This is a genomic window from Paenibacillus massiliensis 2301065 = DSM 16942 (genome assembly GCF_000377505.1).
In the GTDB taxonomy this organism is placed as follows: Bacteria; Bacillota; Bacilli; order Paenibacillales; family Paenibacillaceae; genus Paenibacillus; species Paenibacillus massiliensis.
The window spans coordinates 14,702-37,496 of record NZ_KB898188.1; the positions used below are offsets into that span (position 1 = coordinate 14,702).

The window sequence follows — 22,795 nt, forward strand, 5'->3', positions numbered from 1 at the left end:
AGTCCTTTCTCTCCTGCTTGCCTTACTCTCCAGCTAATCAGTACAAAGAAATCGCATCCTGCTTCATCGTGTCATCCTCACCGACAATGCCGAAATGATGGCTCCAATAGATGCGCAGGTCAAATCGCGCAGGCAGAAATAAATCCAGCAGCAGCTCCACCTTGGTGCGATTCGAAATATTCTCCTCCTGACCGATATAGATCAGTAGCTCATCCCGGTCGTGGCAATGAGCATAGATAATGGAGCGTGGAAAGATCCGGCGCAGGGTCTGCTTCAGTAAGTGGACAGCCTCTCCTGTCTCGTACAGTCGCAGCAAGCCTTCGGCTATTGCATCCTGCTCATGGTCATCCAATTGCGCATAATGCTGCTGAATCCGCTCGCCGAAGATACCGTGCAACAGATCACGGCGCACGAACCGGATATGATACTCACGCCGATTCATCCCCTGCATCAGATCTGCCTCAGCCAGAAAATGCACTACGATATCGAACAGCGTCTCCCGAAGCTCTGCATAGCCTGCATCGTCAGCAGGGAACAAATCACGAAATATCGTGTAGAATCGGTAATACGGATTGATCTCCACGATCTGCTCGGGTACGGTCGCGTTCAGATCCTCCAGACTCAGCTCCATGTAAGGAGAGAAGCTAACTGCCGGCACAAAGCGCAGCCGACTGTCGTCCATCTGCTCCTTCCTTGCCTTGAGCAGCACATCCCAGATGTAATTCACGTCCATTCCCCTTCGCACTTGTATTCGGGAAAATGCATCTGAACCTCAGATACGAGGAAGCTCATCAGATCTGACAGTAGATAATAAGGCACACTGAGCGATGCCTCGCTCCGCTGGAAGCTGAGCATCATCACCTGCTTGCCTTGCTCGGAACGCACATTATCACTCATGAATGGGTTCAATGCGTAGGTACGTGTCAAGCCGCGATGCCCTTCCTCATGTTCGGCGTTGCCCATGTCAACACTCCGAATGCCTTGGCTGACTTTACTGTCGTCCATGGAGCCTCCACGGTCTGCTGAGGCATTCACAGACCTGTAGCCCCTGCTATTATTGCTGGACTCTGACACGAATCTTCCCGTAGCTATCCGCTCTGGTGGAAGAATTCGCACCCCTGTCAGACTCAAGCCTCGGGCAGCCTCGAACGAATTCACGATGCGTGCAATCTCAGCCTTCGCTCGCACCGATACGGCCTGCTTGCTGGCATAGCGTCCAATGAAGCTGTCCTGCCGCTTGTTCGAGACCATCGGGTAGGTGTACCTGCTGAGGCGCGCAGTCATCGGCTTGGTGACCTTCAACACCCTCCACAGGCCGGATTTCTCGAGAGGTGTGACAATCGTCAGCTCCTCTGCTGATCTTTTCACATAACGGATATCCTCCGCCGCCGCATGAATCAGATAGCCATGCTCTGTACCCGTCTTACGCAAGGACAGCACGTGCTCAAAGTTCACCCGATCCATGGCTGGAACCGGAAAACCCGTATTCTTCAGCTCCAGGCGCTCAATATTCCACAATGGAATGAGGTCAAGCCGTTTATACGGTTCGTAATCTCCCAGCGAGACGAGAATCTCCCGAATCTCCTCATGTGGAGAGGGCTCTCCTTCTCCGCCAATCAGTATGCAATCCACAAATTTGTAGGCATAGGGGTGATGAATGGTCTTCCAGGGGATCCCGTTTTGCAGGAAGATATGGTACAGGTTCTCGATCTCTGTCACATAATCCACATTGCGCTTCAGCTTGATGGCGAGGGGGTAACGCCCCTCATCCGTAATCAGCGTTCCTTCAAACGTCACATTACTGTCCAGCAGCTCCTGAATCCGTTCGGTCTCCAGCTCCAGAAATACACTGAATAGACGTAGCTCGCCGCCTTCCCGCACGACGGAGGCCACACCGCTAATGTCTAGCTGCCGCGGCTCTGCATCTGCCGGAAGCACCGGATAGAGGAATTCGTGAATCGGATCGTAGTCTTCGCGGGAGCTAAGCGATACATGGATATCGAATTTCTCCTCCGTATTCTCCAATTCCTCGAAGACTCGCTCCTCCAGCTTGCGAATCATCTCCTCCTGATACTCCACGAGATGCAGGAACACGCCACTCATCATATCCTTGAGCAGACGACGCTGCTCCAAATCCTCCATCTTGCCAAGTCGCTCCTGTACCAGCTCCTTCACCCGATAGGCCTCCTTTCGTAATTAAAGATTGTACAGGCGCTTCGCCTCTGCAGATGACTAATTATCCACAGCAGCTTGATTGTCCGAAGCCGCCTGCTTGCCACCTGTTTCCCCCGTACCCGTGGTTCCAGAATTGCCCGAATCGCTCTGGGCCCCAGACGTCTGACTCGTTCCCGTATGAGCAGGACCGGTACTGGCAGCAGATGCAGCCTGTGCTCCCAAGTCCTGTGACCCGGCTCCCGGACTTGCCGCTGCATCGAGCCCAGCTCCTGCATCCATAGACATGGCCTGACTTGCAGCACTGGCCTTGTCCTCGGCCTTGGCAATACTGCGCTCCATCGCCAGCACACTTTCTAGCTTGCCAATCTCCTGATAGATTTCCTGCGCCTTTGCGTAGGCATCCACCGCTCCTGCATAGTCCTCGGACTTCAACAGCCGCTCGGCCCTGGCCTCCAGCTTGCCCGCCTGAATCTCCTTGACCTCCTGATTGATTGCCTTCAGCTTACCCTCCGTATCGGCGAGCTTCGTCTGCAGCTCCTTCTGCGCCGCCGTATACTCCGTCTCCGTAGCTGCAAGATTCGCTTGCTGGTATAGCTCAAGTGCCTCCTGATAGCTGCCGCCCTGGAATTTCAGGTCGGCTTCCTTCTGCAGCGCTGCTACCTTGGCGAAGCCATCCAACTGGTCAATCTTCTTTTGAATGTCCTCGCCTTGAAATGGTGGATACAGGGCCGAATCCTTCAAGGCTTTTTCATAGCTCGACTTGGCCTTCTCGAAATCCCCATCTGCTGCATATTCATCTCCGTCCACCAGTGTCTGCGAGACCTTCTGCTCTTTGCCATACAGATTTCTGTGTACCTTGTCATTAATCTTGATCGCCGCATTTCGGGCTTCACTATAGGATTTGACTGCCTTCAAATAATCGCCGTTGCGAGCGTATTCATCACCCTGAAGAGCAGACTCAACCATATCCTCCAGCGCCTGGGCCTTCTGCGCAGCCTGTCTGATCGCCATATATGTAGCACCACCACCCAGGAGCAAGAGGACGACGAGCGCAATGGCAATTCGTTTGATCAGCTTACGCACATCCCGTTTCTTTTCCTGAAATACTTTATTAACGTAGATCGCTGCCGCTGTATAGTTGTTGACCACCCGCTGCTGCTTGCTCAGCAGTACCTCCTCCAGGGTGTCGGTCATTTCTGTCGCATCCTTTGATTGCTCAAGCGCTCCCAGCATTTCTGCCAGTTCTACGCCCTCCCACATCCCTGGTGTAGCTAACAGAAGCACATCCCCGTCAGCTAGCTGTGACTTCTTGGAGAAGGTGCCGTGAATTCGCCCCGGCTTACCCACATATTCCAGCAGATTGCCACGCTCCTCATGCGTGCTGGTTGCTTCCTCCGGGATGCGTCCATCATCAGCCATCGACTGGGCCAGACTATGATCCTTACTGCGAAAATTCAAGCGTCCTGCACGAAAATGGTACAATCGCACATGACCGCAGGAGACGTAGACCATTTTGTTGTAATTGGTAACAATCATCAGCAGACTGGTCTTCAATCGAACTCTCCGGCTCTCGAATTGCAGCCATTCCTGGGCCTCCTGCAGAGCACGAGCCATACGCCGCCGTGACATGGAGGGCTTCTCCATGAAGTTCTCCAGCATCGTCTTGACTGCCATCTCGGCGCTTCGCAGCTCCTGATCCGAGTCAAGTCCATCAGCCAGCACGTAGCAGGCCATATCATCCAGCTCGATATAGGCAAAATAATCTCGGTTATCCAGATATGAGCCAGCCTCGGATACGAAGGCGGTCTGAAAATCACTGTTCTCCTTGCGCATGTATACCTCCGTCTTTCAGCTCAGCATTGCATCATCTTAAGCGAGCATCCATGAGAATGGATTGGAGCCCCCAGTCGAATAGATGCAAAATGCTCACCTAGCTGTCTCTTCATCCACCACTTAGCAGAATGACCGTAGCATTATCTTGATGCTTCAGCCCCTTGCGGTGTACAGCCTCAATGATCTGCTCCGCGCTGTCCTGCGGTGGTAACCCCTTACGCATAATTGTCTCTAGCTCAATTTCCGTTAACGCTTCATGAATGCCATCGCTACATACCAGCACATGATCACCTGGGAGGAGCTCCAGCGGTGTATCCGCAATCTCCATACTGCTGAATCCCTCATACCCCAAATAGTTGATGAGATGGTAACGGACCGGGCTGTCCTTTGCTTCCTCAGCTGTCATTTGTCCAGCCAGCACCTTCTCTTCCAGCAGCACCTCAGCTGTATGCTTGGAATTGACAGGTACGAACTCCCCGTTCCGGTAAATGGTAATCATGCTGTCACCCACTGCACCGTAATACAGCCTGTTCCCGACCAGTACCACGACAGCAAGCGTTGTGCCACCCCCTTGACCATTCAGCTGCTGCAAGATATTGCGATTCACGACCCCTGCAGTCCGATCAAGATAGGTTATGATCTCCTCCGGTCTTGTCACCTTGGCGTATTCTTTCATGAATGTGGTCACCGCGAGCGTGCTCGACATACGGCCATTCGCCATGCCACTGATTCCATCAGCGACAAGCGCCAGCGTGCCTACCGGGGTGGTCATGCTGGCAAAGTAATCGTCCTGCTCGCTCCGACTGCCGATCGTCTGGCCATTCCCGATCTGTACGCCACTCTCCTCGGCTGGAGGCATCTGCTTCGGCCTGCTTCGCGCTATGCTCCAGCGCAGCAGCAGCAGTACCAGAATCAGCACGCCTGCAATCAGAACCACGGTATATGGACTTAATCCCTGCAATTCCTGCACGATCTCACTTCCGTCCTAATTGTTGTTCTCCCATTCAAAATGAGGGCCGCAGAGCGGAATGAATATGAATTTGCTTCGCCCAAGCTGAATGACATCATAGGCGGCTAGCTCTGCCGGAGAGTAGACCGCTTCGTTGTTGTGATAAGCCAGCCCCGAGGAATCTCCCGGCAGCAGGTAGAAATTGCGTTTCTTGGGATCGTAGACGATCACGGCATGATTTTTGCGGGAAATGGTATTGTCACCAATGACGCGGATGTGCATTTCCTCTGCCCGGCCGATGAAATTCTTCTCAGCCATAATCCGGTAATCCTGACCGATCTGAGCACCTTCTATACATACCAGCCAGCCTGTGACCGGGTGAATGCCCACCGTCTCGCCAAGATATGGCATCGTCTTGTCTTCTCCACCAGGGGCACCCTGATTTTGGCGCAATGGCTCGGCTGGAGGTGCCTGATTCACCACCGAATTGCAGTAAGGGCACGTGGTTCCATGCTTGCGTGTGCTGAACATGTGTCCGTTGGGGCATCTTGTCAAACTCATCTTCGTATCCTGCTCCTGTCTATCTCAGATATGTGTTTACTTGATCAATAAGCGGGTATTCGCGATGAACAGCAGATCACCAGGGTGGATGGCCCGTGGCTCTCCACTCTCCAGCTTATCTGTCAGACTGCTGTTGGCCTCGCGTAGTCCTGTACCGTTTGCCGAATCGGTATCCTCAACGAACCATTTTTCACCCACCCGGTTTAATACGGCATGCTCACTGCTGATCAGCGAGGCATACTCACTGTCTGACAGATCAATATCCACTTCGCTGCTGGCGTGTATCTTTCCGATCAATAATGCGGTCTCGCCCTGGATATACCACTCCTTGACGGGCTCCCCCTCATCGTCCAACTGTACGAGCTTGGAGACTACCCGCTTCTCGGGCTTGGGGGCAGGTACTACTGTAACCATACTACCTACGAGATAGACTAGCGTGCAGAGTATGGCACCGGTAGCCACCCCGATCTTGAGACCAACATAGCCTGATCTGAAAAAGGTATAAAACGTTACAGCTGCCAGCAGAACGAACACAGCGATATCTAGTCCTATAATCCATCTGCTCCTGCTTGCTTGCACTGATTGTTTCCTCCATCTCTACTGAGCTCATCGACAGCTTCCCCTAAGTCCCAGCGCTGCTTCAACGTCGCTTCAGTTGCTACACTATCGCTGTACCATCAGCCCGGTGCTATGGATATTAGCCTTGCATCGGGATCAGGCACCGCCTGCTATCGTTTACCAAAATAGCGGTTGAACAGGTCGGATACATCCATCGGGTTCGCTTCCTTTTTGGGAGCCTTCTTGCCCGGAGTACCCTCACCTGTCTTCGGATGGAAGCCGAAGAAGCGTTCAAAATCCGCCTGCATATTTCCAGGGTTAAAATCCGGCGCCTTCGTCCGACTATCCGTCCTCGATCCTGCCTTCTCCTCACGTTCCTGGTGTGAGCTACCCTTGAGCTTGGCATCGTATGCCTGCCGCGAAGCTTCGTCACGCAAGGTCTCATAGGCCTCGTGTATCTGCTTGAACCTGCGGGCCGCTTCCGGGCTTCCCTGATTGGTATCCGGATGATAGCGCTTGGCCAACTGACGGTAGGCCTTCTTGATCTCCGCCGCCGAAGCACCCCGGCTGACACCGAGCAGCTCATAGTAATTGTCCATATGAATTGTCTACTCCCTCTCTGTCATTGGTCATCATGCTGTATACTCGGCAATACAACATGAGAGGCCTTGCGGCCTCTCATGTTATCGCCTTCCGGCTGAGCTTGCTTATACCGGATAACCGCCGTCAATGGTTGCCAGCTCGGTTTTGTCCTTCTTCTGTTTGATGTACAGTGAGAAGGTACCTACACCCTCTTCATCTCCGAAGCTTTCGTTGTAGTCTACAACGAATGCATTCGGGAAGTAGATTTTACGAACCACTTGGTCCGCAGCGATGACTTCCAGCGTAGCTTTACGGTAGCAATCTGCCTTCTCGGCAGGAACGAGCGACCACAAGGCCAGCTTCATCGTATCGTCTGCACTGTCACCGTCTGTAGCTGTGATGATCTTGCCGCTGATGCGCAGCGTAGAGCCGACATCTGTGGAACGGGCGTTGGAATCATCTGGTGTGTCTGTGTCATAGACAACGGTCTTGATGTTGTCCAAGCCCAGCTCAATTGTTTCTTGACCTTCAACCTTCAATCTGAATCCCATGTGTTTGGCCTCCTTGATTCTCTTCGTTAAATGGATGTGAGCGGAAGGACCGCTCGATTTATGTATAAAGGCAAGCCGTGATAGCATTGCCTTTAACACCTTGGTTAAGGTACGGATCATGCTCTAACAGCGCTGGTCCCCTTCGTAATCATGACCTCCAGGTTCTTCACGTTACCGTTGAAGACCAGGTCGATGTGGCATAGATTGCTCTTCTCATCAATCACGAAGCTCATATCGTCTCCGTCCTGAATGATCGAGTTCACCGAACCGCGGTTCGACAGCCACTTGCTCTTCTGACTACTCGGATTGTTGCTGAAGAAGCGGACGATATTCTCATGCTTGAAATCACCAGTCTGATAGCGCAGAATCCGCTCTATATACGTGCTGACCAGTGTTTTGTAGAGAGAATCGAAGCCGTCCTCGGACAGCGCCATGCTTCTGGCCTTATAGACCGTAATACGACGGATATCCTTATCCTGCAGCTGAGCATTCTCCGAGGAGAATACGAAGCCAAAGTTCTTGCGGTTGATCGCATCCTTAATGCTGTTCGTGAAGCCTGTGATCTCCTTCGCCATGGTCGTTACGGTACGTAGACTGTTGTCTCCTGCTTCAATATCGAAGCGAACGCCAGGGAAGTTCTTGTTCACGGTTCTGAAGGATTCTCGCAGATACTCCGGACACTGATAAGCAGCGACAAGACCTGCAGCCACATAGGCAGCACCGACATAGACGCCTTCAATCCACAGCTTCAGAATGTCCTCTTTCTCCTTGGACAGGGTGACGCCTGTATCCGTCTGCATCATTTTGCTATCAATGATGACCCCCGATTTATCCTTCGGAATAATCGTGAAGTTCGGTACACACGGAATGGCGAACTCACTGTATTCCCGGCGCACCAGCGGGGCGCACTTGTCAATGTAGCGTTCGATGCCCGAGGTGGCCATGCTGTTGAACGTGGTGTCCTCACCCGACTCGAAGTTGAAGAACATCTGAATTTTGTATTCCTGAACGACCTGCATCAGCATCGACAGCGTCTCCATCGAGTAGCCTCCGGTCTTGACGACCTTCTCATTACCCTTGAAGCGCTCACGAGATACCTTCACCTTGCCGATGGATTCCATCTCGATCGAAGGTACAATACCGAACCAGATCGTGTCGGAGAAGTCATTCTTGGAGTTAACGGTATTCAGATAAGTCTCCAGACGCGGAATATTGCTGCTCTTGACCAGCATATCTGGCTTGTTATTCGCGATAAGCATCGCAGGGAGCATCCCTTTGTTCTTGGTTGCATATTGGTCGAAGAACATCTTCACACCGAGTATCTTCTCTACCAACGGCTTAACGGCTTTGACAAAATCATCCTTGGCATTTTTGTAGAACTCCAGGTACGTATTGTAATTCTGTACCTCGATGGCCGTATCGACCTTGTTCTGCACCGCAGGTAACGGTACAAAAGTGCGCACGACCAGATCCTTCACATAGTCGGATGGCGTCTCGGTAATCGAGCTATAGTCATCTGCGAATACTTCAGTCAATCCATTAGTTCCGTTCTCATCCAGCAGCATCAGTTCGGTGCTGTCTGCCTTCGGCGCCTCCACGATCTTCAGCTCGCCGCCCTCACCAATGGTCAGGACGCCAATCTGAATGGCTTCACCGCTATTGTCCTCCTGCGCTCCACCAAGGAGCAGCCGGGTCTTGATATCCTCAATGGCCAGCGGAAGCATAGCCATGACATTGTTGTAATTCTGACTGGCTTCCTCGAACATACCGTTCAGCTTATCGCCCATATCCAGCTTCTTCGGGTCACCATCGTCCAGCTGCTCATATTGTCCGTACAGATAATGGATCTCCTTGCGGACCTGACGGATATCGTCCATGACCTTTTTCGGGGAGATCATATCGAGCAGATTCTCGAACTTGAAATCTACGTTCGTAATGCCCTGACTACGTTTCGTATCAATCAGGGTGAACAGCATTTTCAGGAAATCATTACTCTGATTGACCCGAATCTCCGAGATGCTATCCTCGTCAATCCCCTCCGGCTTTTTAAGCGTATACACAACCTTCTGATTGGCAGCATTAAAAAATGAGTATACCGTCGGCGAGAACTTGTCCAAAAATTCATCAAAGCTACGGACCAGGAGGTGCTCGTTAATTTCTTTAATCTTGTCATCACTTAAGCTGTCAATGCCCTTTACATCCCCGACGATCGTAATCAAATCCAGTTTCTCTGGATTAATTTCCTCAAATAGCATCGTTCGGTTCGTTTGATAGATAATCTCCATAAGCAGTCGGCAATCTGGCTAGTCCAACCCTCAGGTCCTAATAGGCAGGGCCTGACCTGTGGTCTGTCTTGCGCCGTCATGCCTCCTCCCCTCTCTGTGATTTCATAGAAAAGCTGGCCGAAGGTCCTTAACACTAGTAAGTAAAACCTACCAATCCTTCCATTCCAGTTTCTTCCTCGTGTGAAACGTAATATAACGGAGGACCTATTTTTTTGTCAATTTCAGCGATTTCTCCTTGAAACAGGGTAAAAATACTCATTTTACTGCCTAATTACGAATAACTACTAGTCGATAAGAACTGAATCTAATGATGCATCTACACTTCATGGAACAATTTGCCGATAGTTATCTATTGTTCTTATCAAAGGATTATTTTGGAATCAAATATAGTAATTCTCACATGAATTAATTACTTACTTTTTTTCAATTCCTTTGTCTGTAAGGGGTTTCGGACATTTTAGGGGTAAATGGGATTTTATTCTACAGGAAGGAGAGTTTACAAATATGAAAAAGAGGTTTGTGACTATTTTACTGTTTTTTTATTTTTTCTCAGGCAGCATGATTTTATGGCCACAAGAGACTCACGCAGATACTGTCTCCTCCGGTTATGATGCTGTATTCGTGCTGGATACCAGCTATTCCATGCGTGAAACCGATCATGACGAAATCGCCTCTGAGGTAATCAACATGTTCATGGACATGAGCGATGCGGACCGCACCCGGGTAGGCTTCGTTGCCTACAATCACCGGATTGTGGCTTCCAGACCTCTAACCTCCATTGCCGTAACCTCACGCAAAAATCAACTGCAGCAGGAGATCGCGACTCTCAATCGCTCAGGCTACACCGATATTGGACTGGGCTTGAAAAAGGGGGCTGAGCTGCTTGTATCCGGCACGCAAAACGGACGACAGCCGTTTCTGATTCTCCTCTCTGACGGAGAGACAGACTTCGGGCCAAGCTCAGGACCACGAACCAAAGCTGCCTCGGCCAAGGATGTTAGCTCCGTTATTGATTCAGCGCAGCGGAACCAATATCCCATCTACACAATTGGACTTAACCATACGGGAACCGTCAACCGTGAGGAATTGGAACGCATTGCCACTGAGACAGGCGGCAAGTCATTTATTACGAGCAGCGCGGATGATCTGCCTGAGATATTTAATCACATCTTCGCCGACCAAATTCGCTCCAAGCTCGTTCCTATAGCGGGAATTACAGCCACAGGAGCATTACAGGAAATTACGGTCAATATCCCGGATTCCAGTATGGAGGAGGCTAATCTCATCCTGCTCTCTGAGCATCCCATAGGTGAAGCCCAGCTGTATGCCAGTTCGGATAACATCCGGCGCTACCTGTCCGATCGTTATACGATTCTGAAGATTGAACGCCCCAAGCCTGGCCAGCTCAGTCTCAAGGTTCGTGGTCAGCGTGGCGATCTGATCAAGATCAACCTGCTGGGGAACTATCTACTGGAGGCCAATGCCTATGTCAAGAGCTCAGGGACTGATGTCTCTGGTGCTAATGGCAACAGCAACAAAGAGCTGTTAAAAGGGGCCCCCACAACCTTTGCCCTGGATATATTGAATCAGGAGGGACAAAGACTAGAGGATGAAGCGCTCTACAAGGCAGCAAAAGCAGAGTTAATCATTACAAATACGACTGCATCGGATGCTGCCCCAACAAGCGAGCGAATTCCTATGACACTTACGAACGAGGGCTTCTCAGTGGATTATACCTTCCCTCGTTCAAGCGAATATACGTGGCAGATTCAACTGGATAGCCCGCAATTGTACAGACATAGCACGATTCATCAAGTCACTGCCGTTAATACAACTCCAGTCGCGTCGGATCAACTGAATACTTCTGTTACGACGCAGGACGGCTTGGCCCGTGTTGAGCTATCGGAGTATTTTCAGGATGCGAATCAGGATAGCTTAACATATACCCTGGCAGCTTCCGGCGAGAGCTCGTCGCTAAAGCCGTCTATCTCGGGCACAGCGCTGCTGCTCGCAGCTACCGGTCGAGACCGCATTGAGATTACGGCAACAGACACGGAGGGAGCTTCGACGACAGCGGTTCTTCAATTGCACGTTAAGTCCGAGTATGCAACGATACAGCTCATTAGCATCATTGCAGCCCTTGCAGCAGCTGCTGCTGTGGCCCTGTATATATTTTTGCGGCCCAAGCCGCAGTTCGCCGGTAGGCTCGAAGGTTACTTTTTGACAACGGCCAGTGGAATTGAAATTCCGGTCAAATCTTGGCCGCTTACCTCCTTCCCTGGACGTACCGTGACGCTGCAGGAGCTGTTCAGATTGCTGGATGTACATGAACCGCTGCCTGAAGCGGCCCGTATTACCTTCACAGCAGGCAAGGACGGCTCGCTGATCTTTAAGCACGATACTCGCTGTGCTGTCCAGCATGGCAAGGCCTTAATCGCGCGCAACAAGAAGCTCGTCCTGTTATACAATGACAAGCTTTATATTACCTTCGAGGATGGCGCCACCGAGATTGAGTTGCGTTATAAGGCTATCAAGCCCAATACCAATGTGTATACGGATGGAATCCTGATTAAGACAGGATAACCTGCTCTAGCAGAGCGAATTGCAAGGGTCAAAGCGTAAAACGTCAACAGAGCAGCGATTCCCCGTTATTAGAGAATCGCTGCTCTGCGTTTTTAGTCATTTGTAGACAGTGGAGAGTACGGACTGATTGTGGAAAAACGGGAGCGTCCGCCCAAAAACTACGTATATCCTACGTAAAAATAAGGCTGACCCAAGCAGCCATTTGATGGCTTATGAGTCAGCCCCGATAAATCAGACGTCGCGGACTACCTCTATGCAGCAGATACTCAGCGCGCAGCGCCGCCTTGAACCATCGAAGGGAACGAAAGCGCTTGTCTGCTTGCAGACGCAGGCCACGCCGGATGACGAATGGCAGTGGAGACACGCCCATTCGCATAGGCTCCAGCTTATCCTTGAACAGCCGACCAGGGACATCTGGCGGCGGCGAGCCATTGCAGCAGTAATACATCGTGGCAGCCAGACTGTATATGTCCGATACTGGCCCTTGACGGGAACGATTCGAATAGAATTCCAATGGCGAGAAGCCTGCTGAGGTGAAGATCGGATGCTCCTTGCGCTCATAGCGAGCAGCCGAGCCGAAGTCCAGTAGCTTCACCTGACCATCTTCACGAACCATAATATTCCCTGGCTTGATGTCACGATGAATGATGCCTTGGGAATGAACGTAGTCCAGCGCATCAATTAACGGCAGCAAGGTGTTGTATAGGAAGGCTCCATCAGCTTGCTTGCCTTGCAGACGAATCAATTCATCCAGTGTATGACCCGGGCAGTATTCCATGACACAATAGGCCGTACCGTTCTCCTCAAAATGGTCGATGTATTGGACAACTCCCGGATGCTCCAGGCTATGCAGAATTTCAGGCTCCTGCAGGAAGTGCTGCAGAAACTCAGCATATTTCGGTTTCAGCAGCAGTGAGGGACAGCTGACCGTACGCTTGTCCTGACTTCGAACAGCCAGAGCGTTCGGATAGAATTCTTTGACAATGACCTTCTCCCGATCCTTCAGCCTTCTAGCTGTATAAATGATCGACAACTCACTGACTGACAGCACCGAGCGTATTTGGTATGTATGACGAAGCTTTGTATTTCGGGGAAGTGCATTCCCTTCCAACTCCAGATTCATTCCACGTCCTCCCGCTTGGCGATTTGATGTTGACCTCCGTTGATGTTATCTCAAATTCTTTCATCCAGCTTCCGGGAAGTCAAGAGGGAAAATTACAGCGGAAGCAATACTATCTGACAATCGCCGCTTCATAAATAAACGCATTGCCATATCAATAAATTTTCTTGGTACAATTTTGGTGTGAAATGGAACCATTCATCCTTATTCTTTTTCGGCAGTTTAAGCTAATTTTTTTAGTGGGGGTGAAGTCTGTAGCATGATGACAGCTTGTGCCTCAACCTCCACTAGTATACAAAAAAGCTACACCCTCGGGCTTAAAGCCTCCGGGAGCAGCTCCTGAATTTCCACACTTCCGCTCATTCGACATACTTGTTATGTTCTCCATCTATATATCTACATATTACTCTTGTCGCTTATTCTATCTCTAGTTGCCTTATCCCAGCTTCGTATCGGGTCTCATCCGGCGCAGGGCTCCAGATTTCCCCCGGCTCTCCTTAGGCTGTATTCGCTGACCTGGAGGCTGTAAAAATAGGGAAATGACGAAGGATATCACGCATAGTACTGCAATTACTGTAAAGGTAGGCACGAAGCCACCAAGCCAGGCTGCCAGAAAAGACCCCGTCAGTGCGCCAAGTCCGAAGCCCTGATACACAATGCCATAATTTTTGCTCTGATGCTTCAGGCCGAAGAAATCTGCCACGATAGCTGGAAAGACGGTAATATTACCACCGAAGCAGAAGGCGATAGCCGCCACGCAGCCGAAGAACAGTCCGAAATTCAGTTGTACGGTACTCAGAATCCCTACACTAATGGCGGTAACGAGTAACGTACCTGCGATTACCTTCATACGACCAACCTTATCAGATAATGCACCCAGAATGATGCGACCTGAGGTATTGAAAATAGCTACCATAGCTACAGCATTTGCAGCAGTCGCCACATCCAGACCCGCCAGACTGACACCGATGTCCTTCACGACACCAATGAGATACAGGCCGCTCATGCAGGCTGTGAAAAAGATGACGAACAGTAGATAAGCCTGCTTCGTCTGCAGCATTTCCTTAACCGTATAATTCCGACCGACCGCGGCTTGACCCGGAGCACCTGCAGGCGCCACAGCAGCTTCGCGAATAAGGAATGAACCGCCTGCAATCATCACCGTCACGATCAGCCCCCAGAACAAGAAGGCCTGCGAAGGTCCCACCTGCTGTAGCAGGGATCCGTTAATATATTTGAATAACAGACTTCCTGTGCCATAAGCCCCCACCGATACACCCGAGATGAGTCCCTTGCGATCCGGGAACCATTTGATGAGATTCGATAAGGTCGTGATATACGCGGTTCCATCGGCATAGCCTACGACTACTCCTGCCAGCAGGTACAAGCCGAGCAGTGAGGACACCTGCGAGCTAAGCATAAGTCCGGTACCAAGCACCAGTCCTGCCGTGAGAATCAGACGTGACAGTCCCCAACGCTCCTGAAGCTTGCCAGCGAACAGCGTTGCGAATGCCAGGGCAAAGCTCGTAATGGAAAATGTAATGGCCACGGAGCTAAGCTCCCAGCCGAATTGGTCAGCGAGCGGTTGATTGAACAGGCTCCACGTATAAATGGTGCCCAGACCCATCTGCACAATAATCGTCCCAAGTATTATCAACCAGCGTTTGTCTTGCTTGGATGTCATAGCCATCTCCTCTTTCCGACAAAATTCGGTTCGTAAGAGGAATGCTTCCATCCCTGATTGCATGACTGCTGAATGCGGTATCATTTCCCGTGAAAATCTCGTCAATCATCGCTTATCCTGGATGATGCATCATCACGTATCCGAATTCCTCTTACCTTCGCAGTATAACGCTGAAGCAAGAGCTACGACTGTCTGACGCATGAAATGCCACAAATCAGGAATGAAATGCACTCAGAGCTGCATCAACTGCCGGAACTCCTTCGCCTTGCTGCGACTCACCGGAATTTCCGCCTTCAGATCTGTCAGTCGTAGCAGATAGGTATGATTGAACCAGGGTACGATCTCACGGATTTTGGATAGATTCACGGAATAGGAGCGATGGCAGCGAAAAAAGACTCCCTGTGGCAATCGTCCATGAAACTCGGAAATGCTCATCGGCATTGTAAATTCCTCGTTCCGGGTGTAGACAAGCGTGACCTTCTCGCTAGCAACTGCATAATAGATCTCATCAATGTCCGTCACAATGATGTTCTCATTCTTCCACAGATTCATGCGGGCAGATGCCATTCCGCCCTTCTCAGGTTGAGCCGTTCCTTTCAGAGCCGCCTCGGCTGTTGATTCAGGCAAGAGGGCATGGTCACGTGCATAGGTACTCTCCAGTCGCGCCAGCATCGCTGCGATTCGCTTCTCATCATAAGGCTTCAGAATATAGTCGAAGGCCTCCAGCTCGAAGGCTTGGGCCGCATGCTCTTTATATGCAGTAGTAAAAATGATATAGGGCTTCTTCGCGAATTTGCTGATATGGCTTGCCAGCAGCATTCCATCGAGGAAGGGAATATTGATGTCAAGAAATATGGCGTCGATGTCATGATCCTGCAGGTATTTCAATACATCAAGCCCATCCTCTAGACAGGCGGTTATCTCCAGACTGCTGTGCGTCTTGATCAGGTATTCCAGCTCCTCGCGGGCTGGTCTCTCGTCCTCTACAATAATCGCTCTCATGAATTCTCCTTTGGAATGTCAAAATAAATCTCGGTACCAGGCGATAGACGTCGAATGGCAAGTCCTTCCCCATACATGAGCTTCACCCGCTGATGCACATTGTACAGTCCAATCTGCTGTGTAGGCACCTGCTCCTGATAGAGGTTGGTGATGACCTCCTCTGGGATGCCGATTCCTGTATCTTGAACACTGATGCGCACATGATTCTCATGCTCCTTGACGGATATTTTCACAGATCCTGGTCCTCTGTTCTTCAGAATCCCGTGATTGATGGCATTCTCCACGAGCGGCTGAATAAGCAGACTCGGGATCTGGACATGCACCTCATCCAGGTCGTACTCAACCTCCAGCCTGCTGAAGCGAGCCTTCTCAATCTCTACATAATCCTTGACCTGCTGCAGCGCAACCTGAATGTCAATGCGCTCATCCGTCAGCTCCAGATTATAGCGCAGGAACCCAGACAAATTAATAATGAGCTCACGGGCCTTGTCTGGTCTCGTACGAGTCGTCGCAGCGATGGCATTGAGCGCATTGAACAGGAAATGAGGATTAATCTTCGTCTGCAGCGCCTTCAGCTCCGCTCTGTTCGCTTCCGCCTTGATCTGCTCCACACGAGATACCTCCATCAAGGTCGATATGATCTGGGATAGACCCACAGCCATCGTCTGCAGCGGATAAGTGATACGGTAAGCCTTCTTGTAGTAAATTTTGAGTGTGCCCGTCACTTCTCCTCGTTCCTGCAGCGGAATGACCAGCAACGATTGGATTTGCGGAGTCTGATCGTCGGCAATATGATTATGGATAGCGATCTGACCACTGCGAATGACCGCTTTGGTCACGTCGCTGCCGATCTGATGACCATTCTGGTAGCGCTCCTCTCCGAAGCCTACATAAGCCAATACATTATGGGCATCCGTGATGGCCACTGCATCAGCCATGATATCCTGCTTAATGATACTGCAGATGGTTCGCAGTGACTCACTGTTGATGGACCGGAAATACGGAAGTGTCTTATTCGCGATATCCAGAGCAAGCTTGGCTTGTCTCGCCGCAATCATCTCCTTCTCCCCCTCCACACTCTGCACGAGGAGCACGATGAAACCCACACTAACCTGACCGATAATCATCGGTAGACCAATTCTGGACACAATGTCCAGACCTAACGAATAAGGCTCTGCCATCATCAGGATCAGCAGCATAGTCAGCCCCTCACAGACCATCCCTACTGCGATTCCTGCAATCCAGCGTCGTTCTTTTGGGACACGTCGATTAATGACACCAGACACCAGACCGGCCATGATACTCGTAATCAGACAGGGGATCGAGGTCACTCCTCCAATATCAATCAAGTAACGATGCACTCCAGAGACAAGTCCAGTCATGATTCCCACCCAAGGACCGAACAAAATACCACCCGACATGATTGCAATAATTCTGACATTCACGAGCGAGCCTTCTACTTCAATGCCTGAATAGGTACCGAACAAGGCGAACGCGCAAAAGATAGCCGTCAGAATCGCAAGCTCCCCAGGCGAATGCTTGTCCCGTTGCAGGGTCTCCTTGAATCGCGGAATACGGGTCATGAAGAACAAGCAAATGAGCAGCAGTGCGGCCCGCTCGAACAATTTCAGCAGCATTTCCAATGTATCATTCACTACAAGGATGCCTCCCGGATCAACAATTAATAACCCGTCCCTGACCAGTAGTGTCGGGAACGGGCTTCTTCTTCCGTACTCAAGCATAGCATGAACAGAACGCTAGGGACCAGCCTATTTTAGTTATGCTTTATAGCTATGCTAATATGATGACTTTTGTTTAAAAGTGAGAGCCTTCTACTATTCTAGTATTATCCTTAGAGTATATTCGATATTTGCTCACTGTGAAGAGCTTCTGACGATATGTTATTAATTACTTATACTCTTGGGTGCTCCAACCTTCATGCTTATGCCGTACCTCTGCTGATACAATCAGACCGCATTCAATCTGAATGCGAACCAGCTTTTGAATCGGAATGACTGTGTAATCCATAGCTTGCTCCAGCTGCTCGCACAGCTCACATAGCTTCTCTAGCCCCTTCTGCCTCGCTGTCGTTAGTGCCCGAAGAGCTGCCTCATCTGCACAAGATTCTAAGGAGCCACGAGATAGGTGCTCTAGCTCGAATTCACAGGCACGAATAACCAGACCGAGAGCAAGCCCGTAATAAAAGGAGGCCACCTCAAGGCTAGTGAACAGCTGTGATACCGTCGCGGGACGATAGGCATCCGGGAGATTCTCGGCCCATTTCAGCTTGGCCGCACCGTCTTGACCACCCTGCAGCAATATTTGCTCCACCAGCTTCGCGAATGGATTGTGTTCCTGAAGCAATCGACGTACATTCCTAAGAATATCCTCCAGGTTCTGCTGCTCCCTCTGACTCTGTTCAACATGCTGTCGGATGGCCTCAACCCTTGTGATCTCGCTATCTTTCACATTTTCTATCCGTGGATCAAAAAAATAAGGCAGCTCTGTTAGGAGCGTCACACAATCTCCTGTTTGCGACAGAACGTAATCTGCGCTGCTCGTACCACAATCAAACGCCGAAGGATCGCCGCCATATTGCTCCAAATAATCGTAGGCCTGTCCGGCACTTAAATGATGATAAATCGCAGGCGCATACTCGATAACCGAGGGCGATTCGGGCTCCCCCATACTAATGGGTACCTGCTGCCTGTGAGTTGCCCCATACAAAGCTTCGAATATAGACGGCATAGGCTCAGACAAATACCAATAGGCGCCCCCAAAGCCTGTATTGTGCAAGGAATACATGAATTTGGGCTGTGTTTCCTCTATAAGTCTCATGAGCACCTCTGTCTCAGGTAACGGGCTGTCAAAGTCCAAGGTCTTATGCTTCACCGGAAAGGTCCATTCCACCTGCTCGGTGCCGACTGGGCGGAAATAATGGCGCATGTAATTGTACAGATTGAAGGGACCCTTGAACCAGCCTTCATTCAATCTTGTCCCATCAGGATCAATGCATTTGATCATGTACCACGTATACCCCAGTTCCTCCCGCAGCTCTTGATCCTCTGCCAGCAGACGTGAAAAATATTCTATGCTCATGGCCCCAATGGGTTCATTAGGATGAGGGCATGCGAAGCATAGTGCATTCAGTCCCCCGTTCCCAATGCGCATACAGAGAATGGGATGACCTTGTCTTGACACGCCCGCCTCGAAAACCTTGACCACATCTGGGTATTCCTCAGCTAACCTACGGGTACTCGCGTCCAGCTCATCCACCGTCATAAAGGCCTGATAATCAGGTACACCTTCCAGAATCCGCTTCATATCCACCATACGGTCCGTCTCCTTTAATCTTGTATCATGCGCACATAGTTGTATTCACTGAACCCTGTATATCCTACTGCCTCTGCAGAAGCTGGATCTCCCTTGACGTATTCATGCACCGGATTCATGCTTATCCACTCCGAGACTGGATAGATCGGCATATCGTCAGACAATATCCTCTGTACCTCTTCGTAATGAACTTTGCGTGCCGTTGGAGCAGTGAGCAATGCCGCCTGTTGGAGTGCCTCATCCAATTTTGCATTGCTATATCCCATAATATTGTTCGAGCCACTAGTGCTGACACGATTGGCAATGGCCCCTACATCCGGACCTTGATAGCCTCCCAGCATACTCATATCATAATTGCGGCCTTGAACCACTTCCTCCTGCCAAGCAGCATACTCCTTCACCTCGATCTGAACATGAATGCCTGCCTGCTGAAGCTGATCCTTAATAACCATCGCCATATCCGAAAATGTCCCGTCCTGAAACAGCTTAAAGCTAATTGTTAAGTAATTGCCTTCCGCATCCGGCTTCAGACCTGCCTGCTCCAGCATTCGATGTGCTTTTGCCGGATCGTACTCAGGGAGCTTATACCGCTCGCTCAGCGCCCATGCATACACAGGTGACAGGAAGGAACTCGATGCCTGCCCTTGTCCTTTCATTGCTTTGTTAACAATCTCCTCGTTATTCAGGGCGTATGCTATAGCTTGACGGACCTCTGGCTGGTCAAACGGAGGCTTTGCCGTATTGAAGACGAGATAATACCTGGAAGGGAAGACTTTCTTGGTAATGTTAATATCCCCGCGTTCCTCCATGCGTGTGACTTCCGTGATGGGTGGATCTGTACCGAATATATCTAGCTCACCGTTGTAGAACGCCTGTACCATAGTATTAGGATCAGGCATAATGGAGAATACCAGACGGTCAACGGACGGAATTTGACCAAAATATTGCTCATTGCGCTCCAGAATCAGCTTGACTCCTGGCGTATATTCCTTGAATTTGAACGGCCCTGTACCGATAGGAGAAATGCGGGTACCTGAATCCCATTGCTCGCCCTGATAAATATGCTCAGGCATAATGAATGTAGCATACCATGCCAGATAGCCGAGAAAGGTTGCATCTGGATGCTTCAGGGTGAGTATAGCTGTGTGTGGGTCTGGTGTACGGACCGATTGAAGGCTACTCAGATTGTCAACCGCTGCACCCTTTTGCTCCATAATCGAGTCCAGCGTAAATTTTACATCCTGCGAGGTGAACGGCTGTCCATCATGCCAGACGACTCCCTCCTGCAGCTCGAAAGTGATTTCTTTGCCATCCTTAGATACCGTCCATGACCTGGCCAGATCAGGAATGATTTCTTGATTATTATTCAATTTAATAAGACGGCTGTAGATATTTTGAGCAGGAGCATAGAAATAGTCATCTGGACGCGCATCTGGATTGAACGTCTGTGGCTCTCCCGGCATCCCAACAACCACGGTGTTACTCCGGCCTGGTCCAGCTAACTTTTCATCTTGTCTAACTTCACCAGCTTCATCATTTGGGCCCCCACTACTGCAGCCTGCCACAAGCACAAGCATGCCAATTACCAGCCAATTGCGAATCGTCAATGCTCCCATCCTCAAGACCTCACTCCTTTTATTAGCATTACATAGAGCCATTCAAGGCTATCCATCCTGAAAAAAGTTGCAGTACAGCGGTCGCATCGTCACATGATCGTATGCTCCTGCTCCATCTGTGAGCTCAAGCTCATCCAAGTCCAGCGGCAGACAGCAGCGCTTGCGTATAGGGATGCTTCGGCGTCTCAAACACCTCTTTGGTAGAGCCGATCTCCACGATCCGGCCTTGGCTCATGACTCCCACGCGATCAGCCAGCCAGCGGGCAGCTCGGATATCATGACTAATGAAGATCATGCTCATCTGCTGACTGCGGACAAGGTTCACAAGCATTCGCATCATATCCGCCCGGATGGATACATCGAGCATGGAGAATGGCTCATCTGCAAGCAGCACCTGCGGCTGAAGCAGCATAGAGCGTAAAATGGAGATACGCTGTAGCTGACCGCCAGATAACTCATGGGGGTAACGGTATATATACTCATGAGCAGGGTTAAATCCATATCGTTTCATATGGTCAATACATTGATGAAGCCTTTCGTCATCACTGGCACCGATTTGGTGAAGCCTTAGAGCATCTAGCAGAATAGCAGCTATGTTAAGCCGCGGATCGAAGGTATCAAATGGATTTTGGAAAATCAGCTGTACCCGGCGTCGGAACGCCAGTCGATCTCTGCGATAGACGACTGGTACGGGTTCACCTCCCAGCTCAGTCCAGCCCGCGCTGGGATGATCAAGTCTAGCCAGTAGCTTGGCAAGTGTAGACTTGCCACTCCCACTCTCCCCGATCAAGGCAAGAATCTCTCCCTCGTACAGCGAGAAGCTAACCCCTTCCAAAGCCTTCTTCCATAGCAGCTTCTTCATGCTCTCCCTGCTTCCTCCACCCACCCACGACAGCAGACTATTCTTATTACGTAATCGGAAAACCTTCGTGATGTGAAATGCCTGTAAAATGACTCGTCGATCTGTATCTTGTAATGTCGGCTCGTTATATTCCATGACAAGCCACCCGCCTTGTGCTGGAATACCACCGGTCCTTCGGCTGATATTCTAGACATGTGGAAGTTACATACGAACAGCGTCCAGCATATACGCAGCCACGAGGTGATGAATCCATGTCAGTAAGTATTTCAGGCATAGCCCCATGCATTGTACGTGGAGTACACTCTTCGTCTATGCCGTGAGCGAAAACCAGTGAATTTATCAAATCCTGTGTATACGGATGAAGGGGTCTCTGAAGCACCTCGGTCACAGATCCGTATTCCACAAGCCGTCCAGCATACATCACAGCTATGTTGTTGCAGGATGTCGCCACGACCGACATGTCATGAGTTATCATCATTCGGGATATTCCGTGCGCCCGCTCCATTTGCAATAGCATCTGCAGAATATACTCCTGCGTAATTGCATCCAGCGCCGTAGTGGCTTCATCCATAATGAGCAGCTTCGGTCTGTGCATAAGACCAAGTGCAATGGAGACACGCTGTAGCATCCCTCCAGATAGCTCGTAGGGATATTGGTAATAGACTGAGCTGGACAGCCGTACCAGACTCAGTAAATCCATGATGTTGCCTTTGAGCTGTTTTTGGCTCAACCCGGGTTCATGCTGCCGTAGAATATCTGACATTTGCCATCCAATGCGATGCACCGGGCTAAGCACATTCATGGATTGCTGGGGCACAACAGCGATCTCCTTCCAACGGATACGAGCCAGCTGCTCCTCAGACATTCTAAGAAGATCCATTCCTTGGAACCGTATATCTCCTTCTACTTGCGTGGATTTTTGTGGTAGTAAACGCAGCACGGCCATGGCTAGTGTTGTTTTGCCTGAACCTGATTCTCCCACGATTCCGATGGAATCCTGTTCGTCCAGCTTGAGCGAGACCTGCTCCACAGCAGTACTTGCCCTGGTACCCATGTGATAGGACACGTACACATCCTTTAGCTGCAGCAATGTCACTCATC

General features: G+C 50.4%; 18 protein-coding genes. 1 reads left to right on the top strand and 17 read right to left on the bottom strand.

Annotated features, from left to right (window positions below):
- Positions 1 to 37 precede the first annotated feature (37 nt).
- From D328_RS0109000 to D328_RS0109040, 9 genes are all read right to left on the bottom strand, one after another.
- Positions 38 to 727 carry a hypothetical protein gene (locus D328_RS0109000; RefSeq protein ID WP_018884662.1) on the bottom strand — a complete coding sequence of 230 codons (690 nt, stop codon included), beginning with the start codon at positions 725 to 727 and terminating at the stop codon, positions 38 to 40.
- Positions 724 to 2,175, bottom strand: a complete 1,452-nt coding sequence (locus tag D328_RS0109005; protein ID WP_018884663.1) for a hypothetical protein — start codon at positions 2,173 to 2,175, stop codon at positions 724 to 726. The genes D328_RS0109000 and D328_RS0109005 overlap by 4 nt, the downstream gene beginning before the upstream one ends.
- A gap of 57 nt (positions 2,176 to 2,232) precedes the next feature.
- Positions 2,233 to 4,008: a PP2C family protein-serine/threonine phosphatase gene (locus D328_RS28690; RefSeq protein WP_018884664.1), complete on the bottom strand. Its 1,776-nt coding sequence runs from the start codon at positions 4,006 to 4,008 to the stop codon at positions 2,233 to 2,235.
- Between the two features lie 109 nt (positions 4,009 to 4,117).
- Positions 4,118 to 4,981 (bottom strand): PP2C family protein-serine/threonine phosphatase, encoded by an 864-nt coding sequence (locus D328_RS0109015; RefSeq protein ID WP_051091123.1) that lies wholly within the window; start codon positions 4,979 to 4,981, stop codon positions 4,118 to 4,120.
- Between the two features lie 12 nt (positions 4,982 to 4,993).
- Positions 4,994 to 5,518 (bottom strand): FHA domain-containing protein, encoded by a 525-nt coding sequence (locus D328_RS0109020; RefSeq protein WP_025680709.1) that lies wholly within the window; start codon positions 5,516 to 5,518, stop codon positions 4,994 to 4,996.
- A gap of 36 nt (positions 5,519 to 5,554) precedes the next feature.
- On the bottom strand, positions 5,555 to 6,097 hold the full coding sequence (locus tag D328_RS0109025) for an FHA domain-containing protein (protein WP_018884667.1): 543 nt from the start codon (positions 6,095 to 6,097) through the stop codon (positions 5,555 to 5,557).
- Positions 6,098 to 6,246: 149 nt separating this feature from the next.
- Positions 6,247 to 6,675, bottom strand: coding sequence for a J domain-containing protein (locus D328_RS0109030; protein WP_018884668.1), 429 nt, complete (start codon positions 6,673 to 6,675; stop codon positions 6,247 to 6,249).
- Between the two features lie 108 nt (positions 6,676 to 6,783).
- Positions 6,784 to 7,209 carry a hypothetical protein gene (locus D328_RS0109035; protein ID WP_018884669.1) on the bottom strand — a complete coding sequence of 142 codons (426 nt, stop codon included), beginning with the start codon at positions 7,207 to 7,209 and terminating at the stop codon, positions 6,784 to 6,786.
- Between the two features lie 116 nt (positions 7,210 to 7,325).
- Positions 7,326 to 9,494, bottom strand: coding sequence for a hypothetical protein (locus D328_RS0109040; RefSeq protein ID WP_018884670.1), 2,169 nt, complete (start codon positions 9,492 to 9,494; stop codon positions 7,326 to 7,328).
- Positions 9,495 to 9,998: 504 nt separating this feature from the next.
- Between D328_RS0109040 and D328_RS0109045 the strand changes: the two genes are divergently transcribed.
- Entirely contained in the window at positions 9,999 to 12,077 is a 2,079-nt protein-coding gene (locus D328_RS0109045; protein WP_018884671.1) for a VWA domain-containing protein, read from the top strand.
- A 217-nt stretch (positions 12,078 to 12,294) separates the two neighbouring features.
- Here the strand turns inward: D328_RS0109045 and D328_RS0109050 are convergent, their stop codons facing one another.
- From D328_RS0109050 to D328_RS28695, 8 genes are all read right to left on the bottom strand, one after another.
- Positions 12,295 to 13,200, bottom strand: coding sequence for a serine/threonine protein kinase (locus D328_RS0109050; RefSeq protein WP_018884672.1), 906 nt, complete (start codon positions 13,198 to 13,200; stop codon positions 12,295 to 12,297).
- Between the two features lie 433 nt (positions 13,201 to 13,633).
- Positions 13,634 to 14,881 (bottom strand): L-lactate MFS transporter, encoded by a 1,248-nt coding sequence (locus tag D328_RS0109055; RefSeq protein ID WP_018884673.1) that lies wholly within the window; start codon positions 14,879 to 14,881, stop codon positions 13,634 to 13,636.
- Positions 14,882 to 15,112: 231 nt separating this feature from the next.
- On the bottom strand, positions 15,113 to 15,883 hold the full coding sequence (locus D328_RS0109060) for a LytR/AlgR family response regulator transcription factor (protein WP_018884674.1): 771 nt from the start codon (positions 15,881 to 15,883) through the stop codon (positions 15,113 to 15,115).
- Complete coding sequence (locus D328_RS0109065; protein WP_018884675.1) at positions 15,880 to 17,538, bottom strand: sensor histidine kinase; 1,659 nt, start codon at positions 17,536 to 17,538, stop codon at positions 15,880 to 15,882. Before D328_RS0109065 ends, D328_RS0109060 begins: the two co-directional genes overlap by 4 nt.
- A gap of 253 nt (positions 17,539 to 17,791) precedes the next feature.
- A complete protein-coding gene (locus D328_RS0109070) occupies positions 17,792 to 19,216 on the bottom strand; it encodes a M14 family zinc carboxypeptidase (protein ID WP_018884676.1) in 1,425 nt (474 codons plus the stop codon).
- Between the two features lie 14 nt (positions 19,217 to 19,230).
- Positions 19,231 to 20,832: an ABC transporter substrate-binding protein gene (locus D328_RS0109075; RefSeq protein WP_018884677.1), complete on the bottom strand. Its 1,602-nt coding sequence runs from the start codon at positions 20,830 to 20,832 to the stop codon at positions 19,231 to 19,233.
- Between the two features lie 130 nt (positions 20,833 to 20,962).
- Positions 20,963 to 21,829 (bottom strand): ABC transporter ATP-binding protein, encoded by an 867-nt coding sequence (locus D328_RS0109080; RefSeq protein WP_018884678.1) that lies wholly within the window; start codon positions 21,827 to 21,829, stop codon positions 20,963 to 20,965.
- Positions 21,819 to 22,790 (bottom strand): ABC transporter ATP-binding protein, encoded by a 972-nt coding sequence (locus D328_RS28695; protein ID WP_018884679.1) that lies wholly within the window; start codon positions 22,788 to 22,790, stop codon positions 21,819 to 21,821. Before D328_RS28695 ends, D328_RS0109080 begins: the two co-directional genes overlap by 11 nt.
- Between the last annotated feature and the right edge of the window lie 5 nt (positions 22,791 to 22,795).

Excerpts from the sequence above, each read along its gene's own strand:
- D328_RS28690 (WP_018884664.1), bottom strand. The coding sequence starts at position 4,008 with ATGCGCAAGGAGAACAGTGATTTTCAGACCGCCTTCGTATCCGAGGCT.
- D328_RS0109020 (WP_025680709.1), bottom strand. The coding sequence starts at position 5,518 with ATGAGTTTGACAAGATGCCCCAACGGACACATGTTCAGCACACGCAAG.
- D328_RS0109030 (WP_018884668.1), bottom strand. The coding sequence starts at position 6,675 with ATGGACAATTACTATGAGCTGCTCGGTGTCAGCCGGGGTGCTTCGGCG.
- D328_RS0109035 (WP_018884669.1), bottom strand. The coding sequence starts at position 7,209 with ATGGGATTCAGATTGAAGGTTGAAGGTCAAGAAACAATTGAGCTGGGC.
- D328_RS0109040 (WP_018884670.1), bottom strand. The coding sequence starts at position 9,494 with ATGGAGATTATCTATCAAACGAACCGAACGATGCTATTTGAGGAAATT.
- D328_RS0109045 (WP_018884671.1), top strand. The coding sequence starts at position 9,999 with ATGAAAAAGAGGTTTGTGACTATTTTACTGTTTTTTTATTTTTTCTCA.
- D328_RS0109050 (WP_018884672.1), bottom strand. The coding sequence starts at position 13,200 with ATGAATCTGGAGTTGGAAGGGAATGCACTTCCCCGAAATACAAAGCTT.
- D328_RS0109055 (WP_018884673.1), bottom strand. The coding sequence starts at position 14,881 with ATGACATCCAAGCAAGACAAACGCTGGTTGATAATACTTGGGACGATT.
- D328_RS0109060 (WP_018884674.1), bottom strand. The coding sequence starts at position 15,883 with ATGAGAGCGATTATTGTAGAGGACGAGAGACCAGCCCGCGAGGAGCTG.
- D328_RS0109070 (WP_018884676.1), bottom strand. The coding sequence starts at position 19,216 with ATGGTGGATATGAAGCGGATTCTGGAAGGTGTACCTGATTATCAGGCC.
- D328_RS0109075 (WP_018884677.1), bottom strand. The coding sequence starts at position 20,832 with ATGGGAGCATTGACGATTCGCAATTGGCTGGTAATTGGCATGCTTGTG.
- D328_RS0109080 (WP_018884678.1), bottom strand. The coding sequence starts at position 21,829 with ATGGAATATAACGAGCCGACATTACAAGATACAGATCGACGAGTCATT.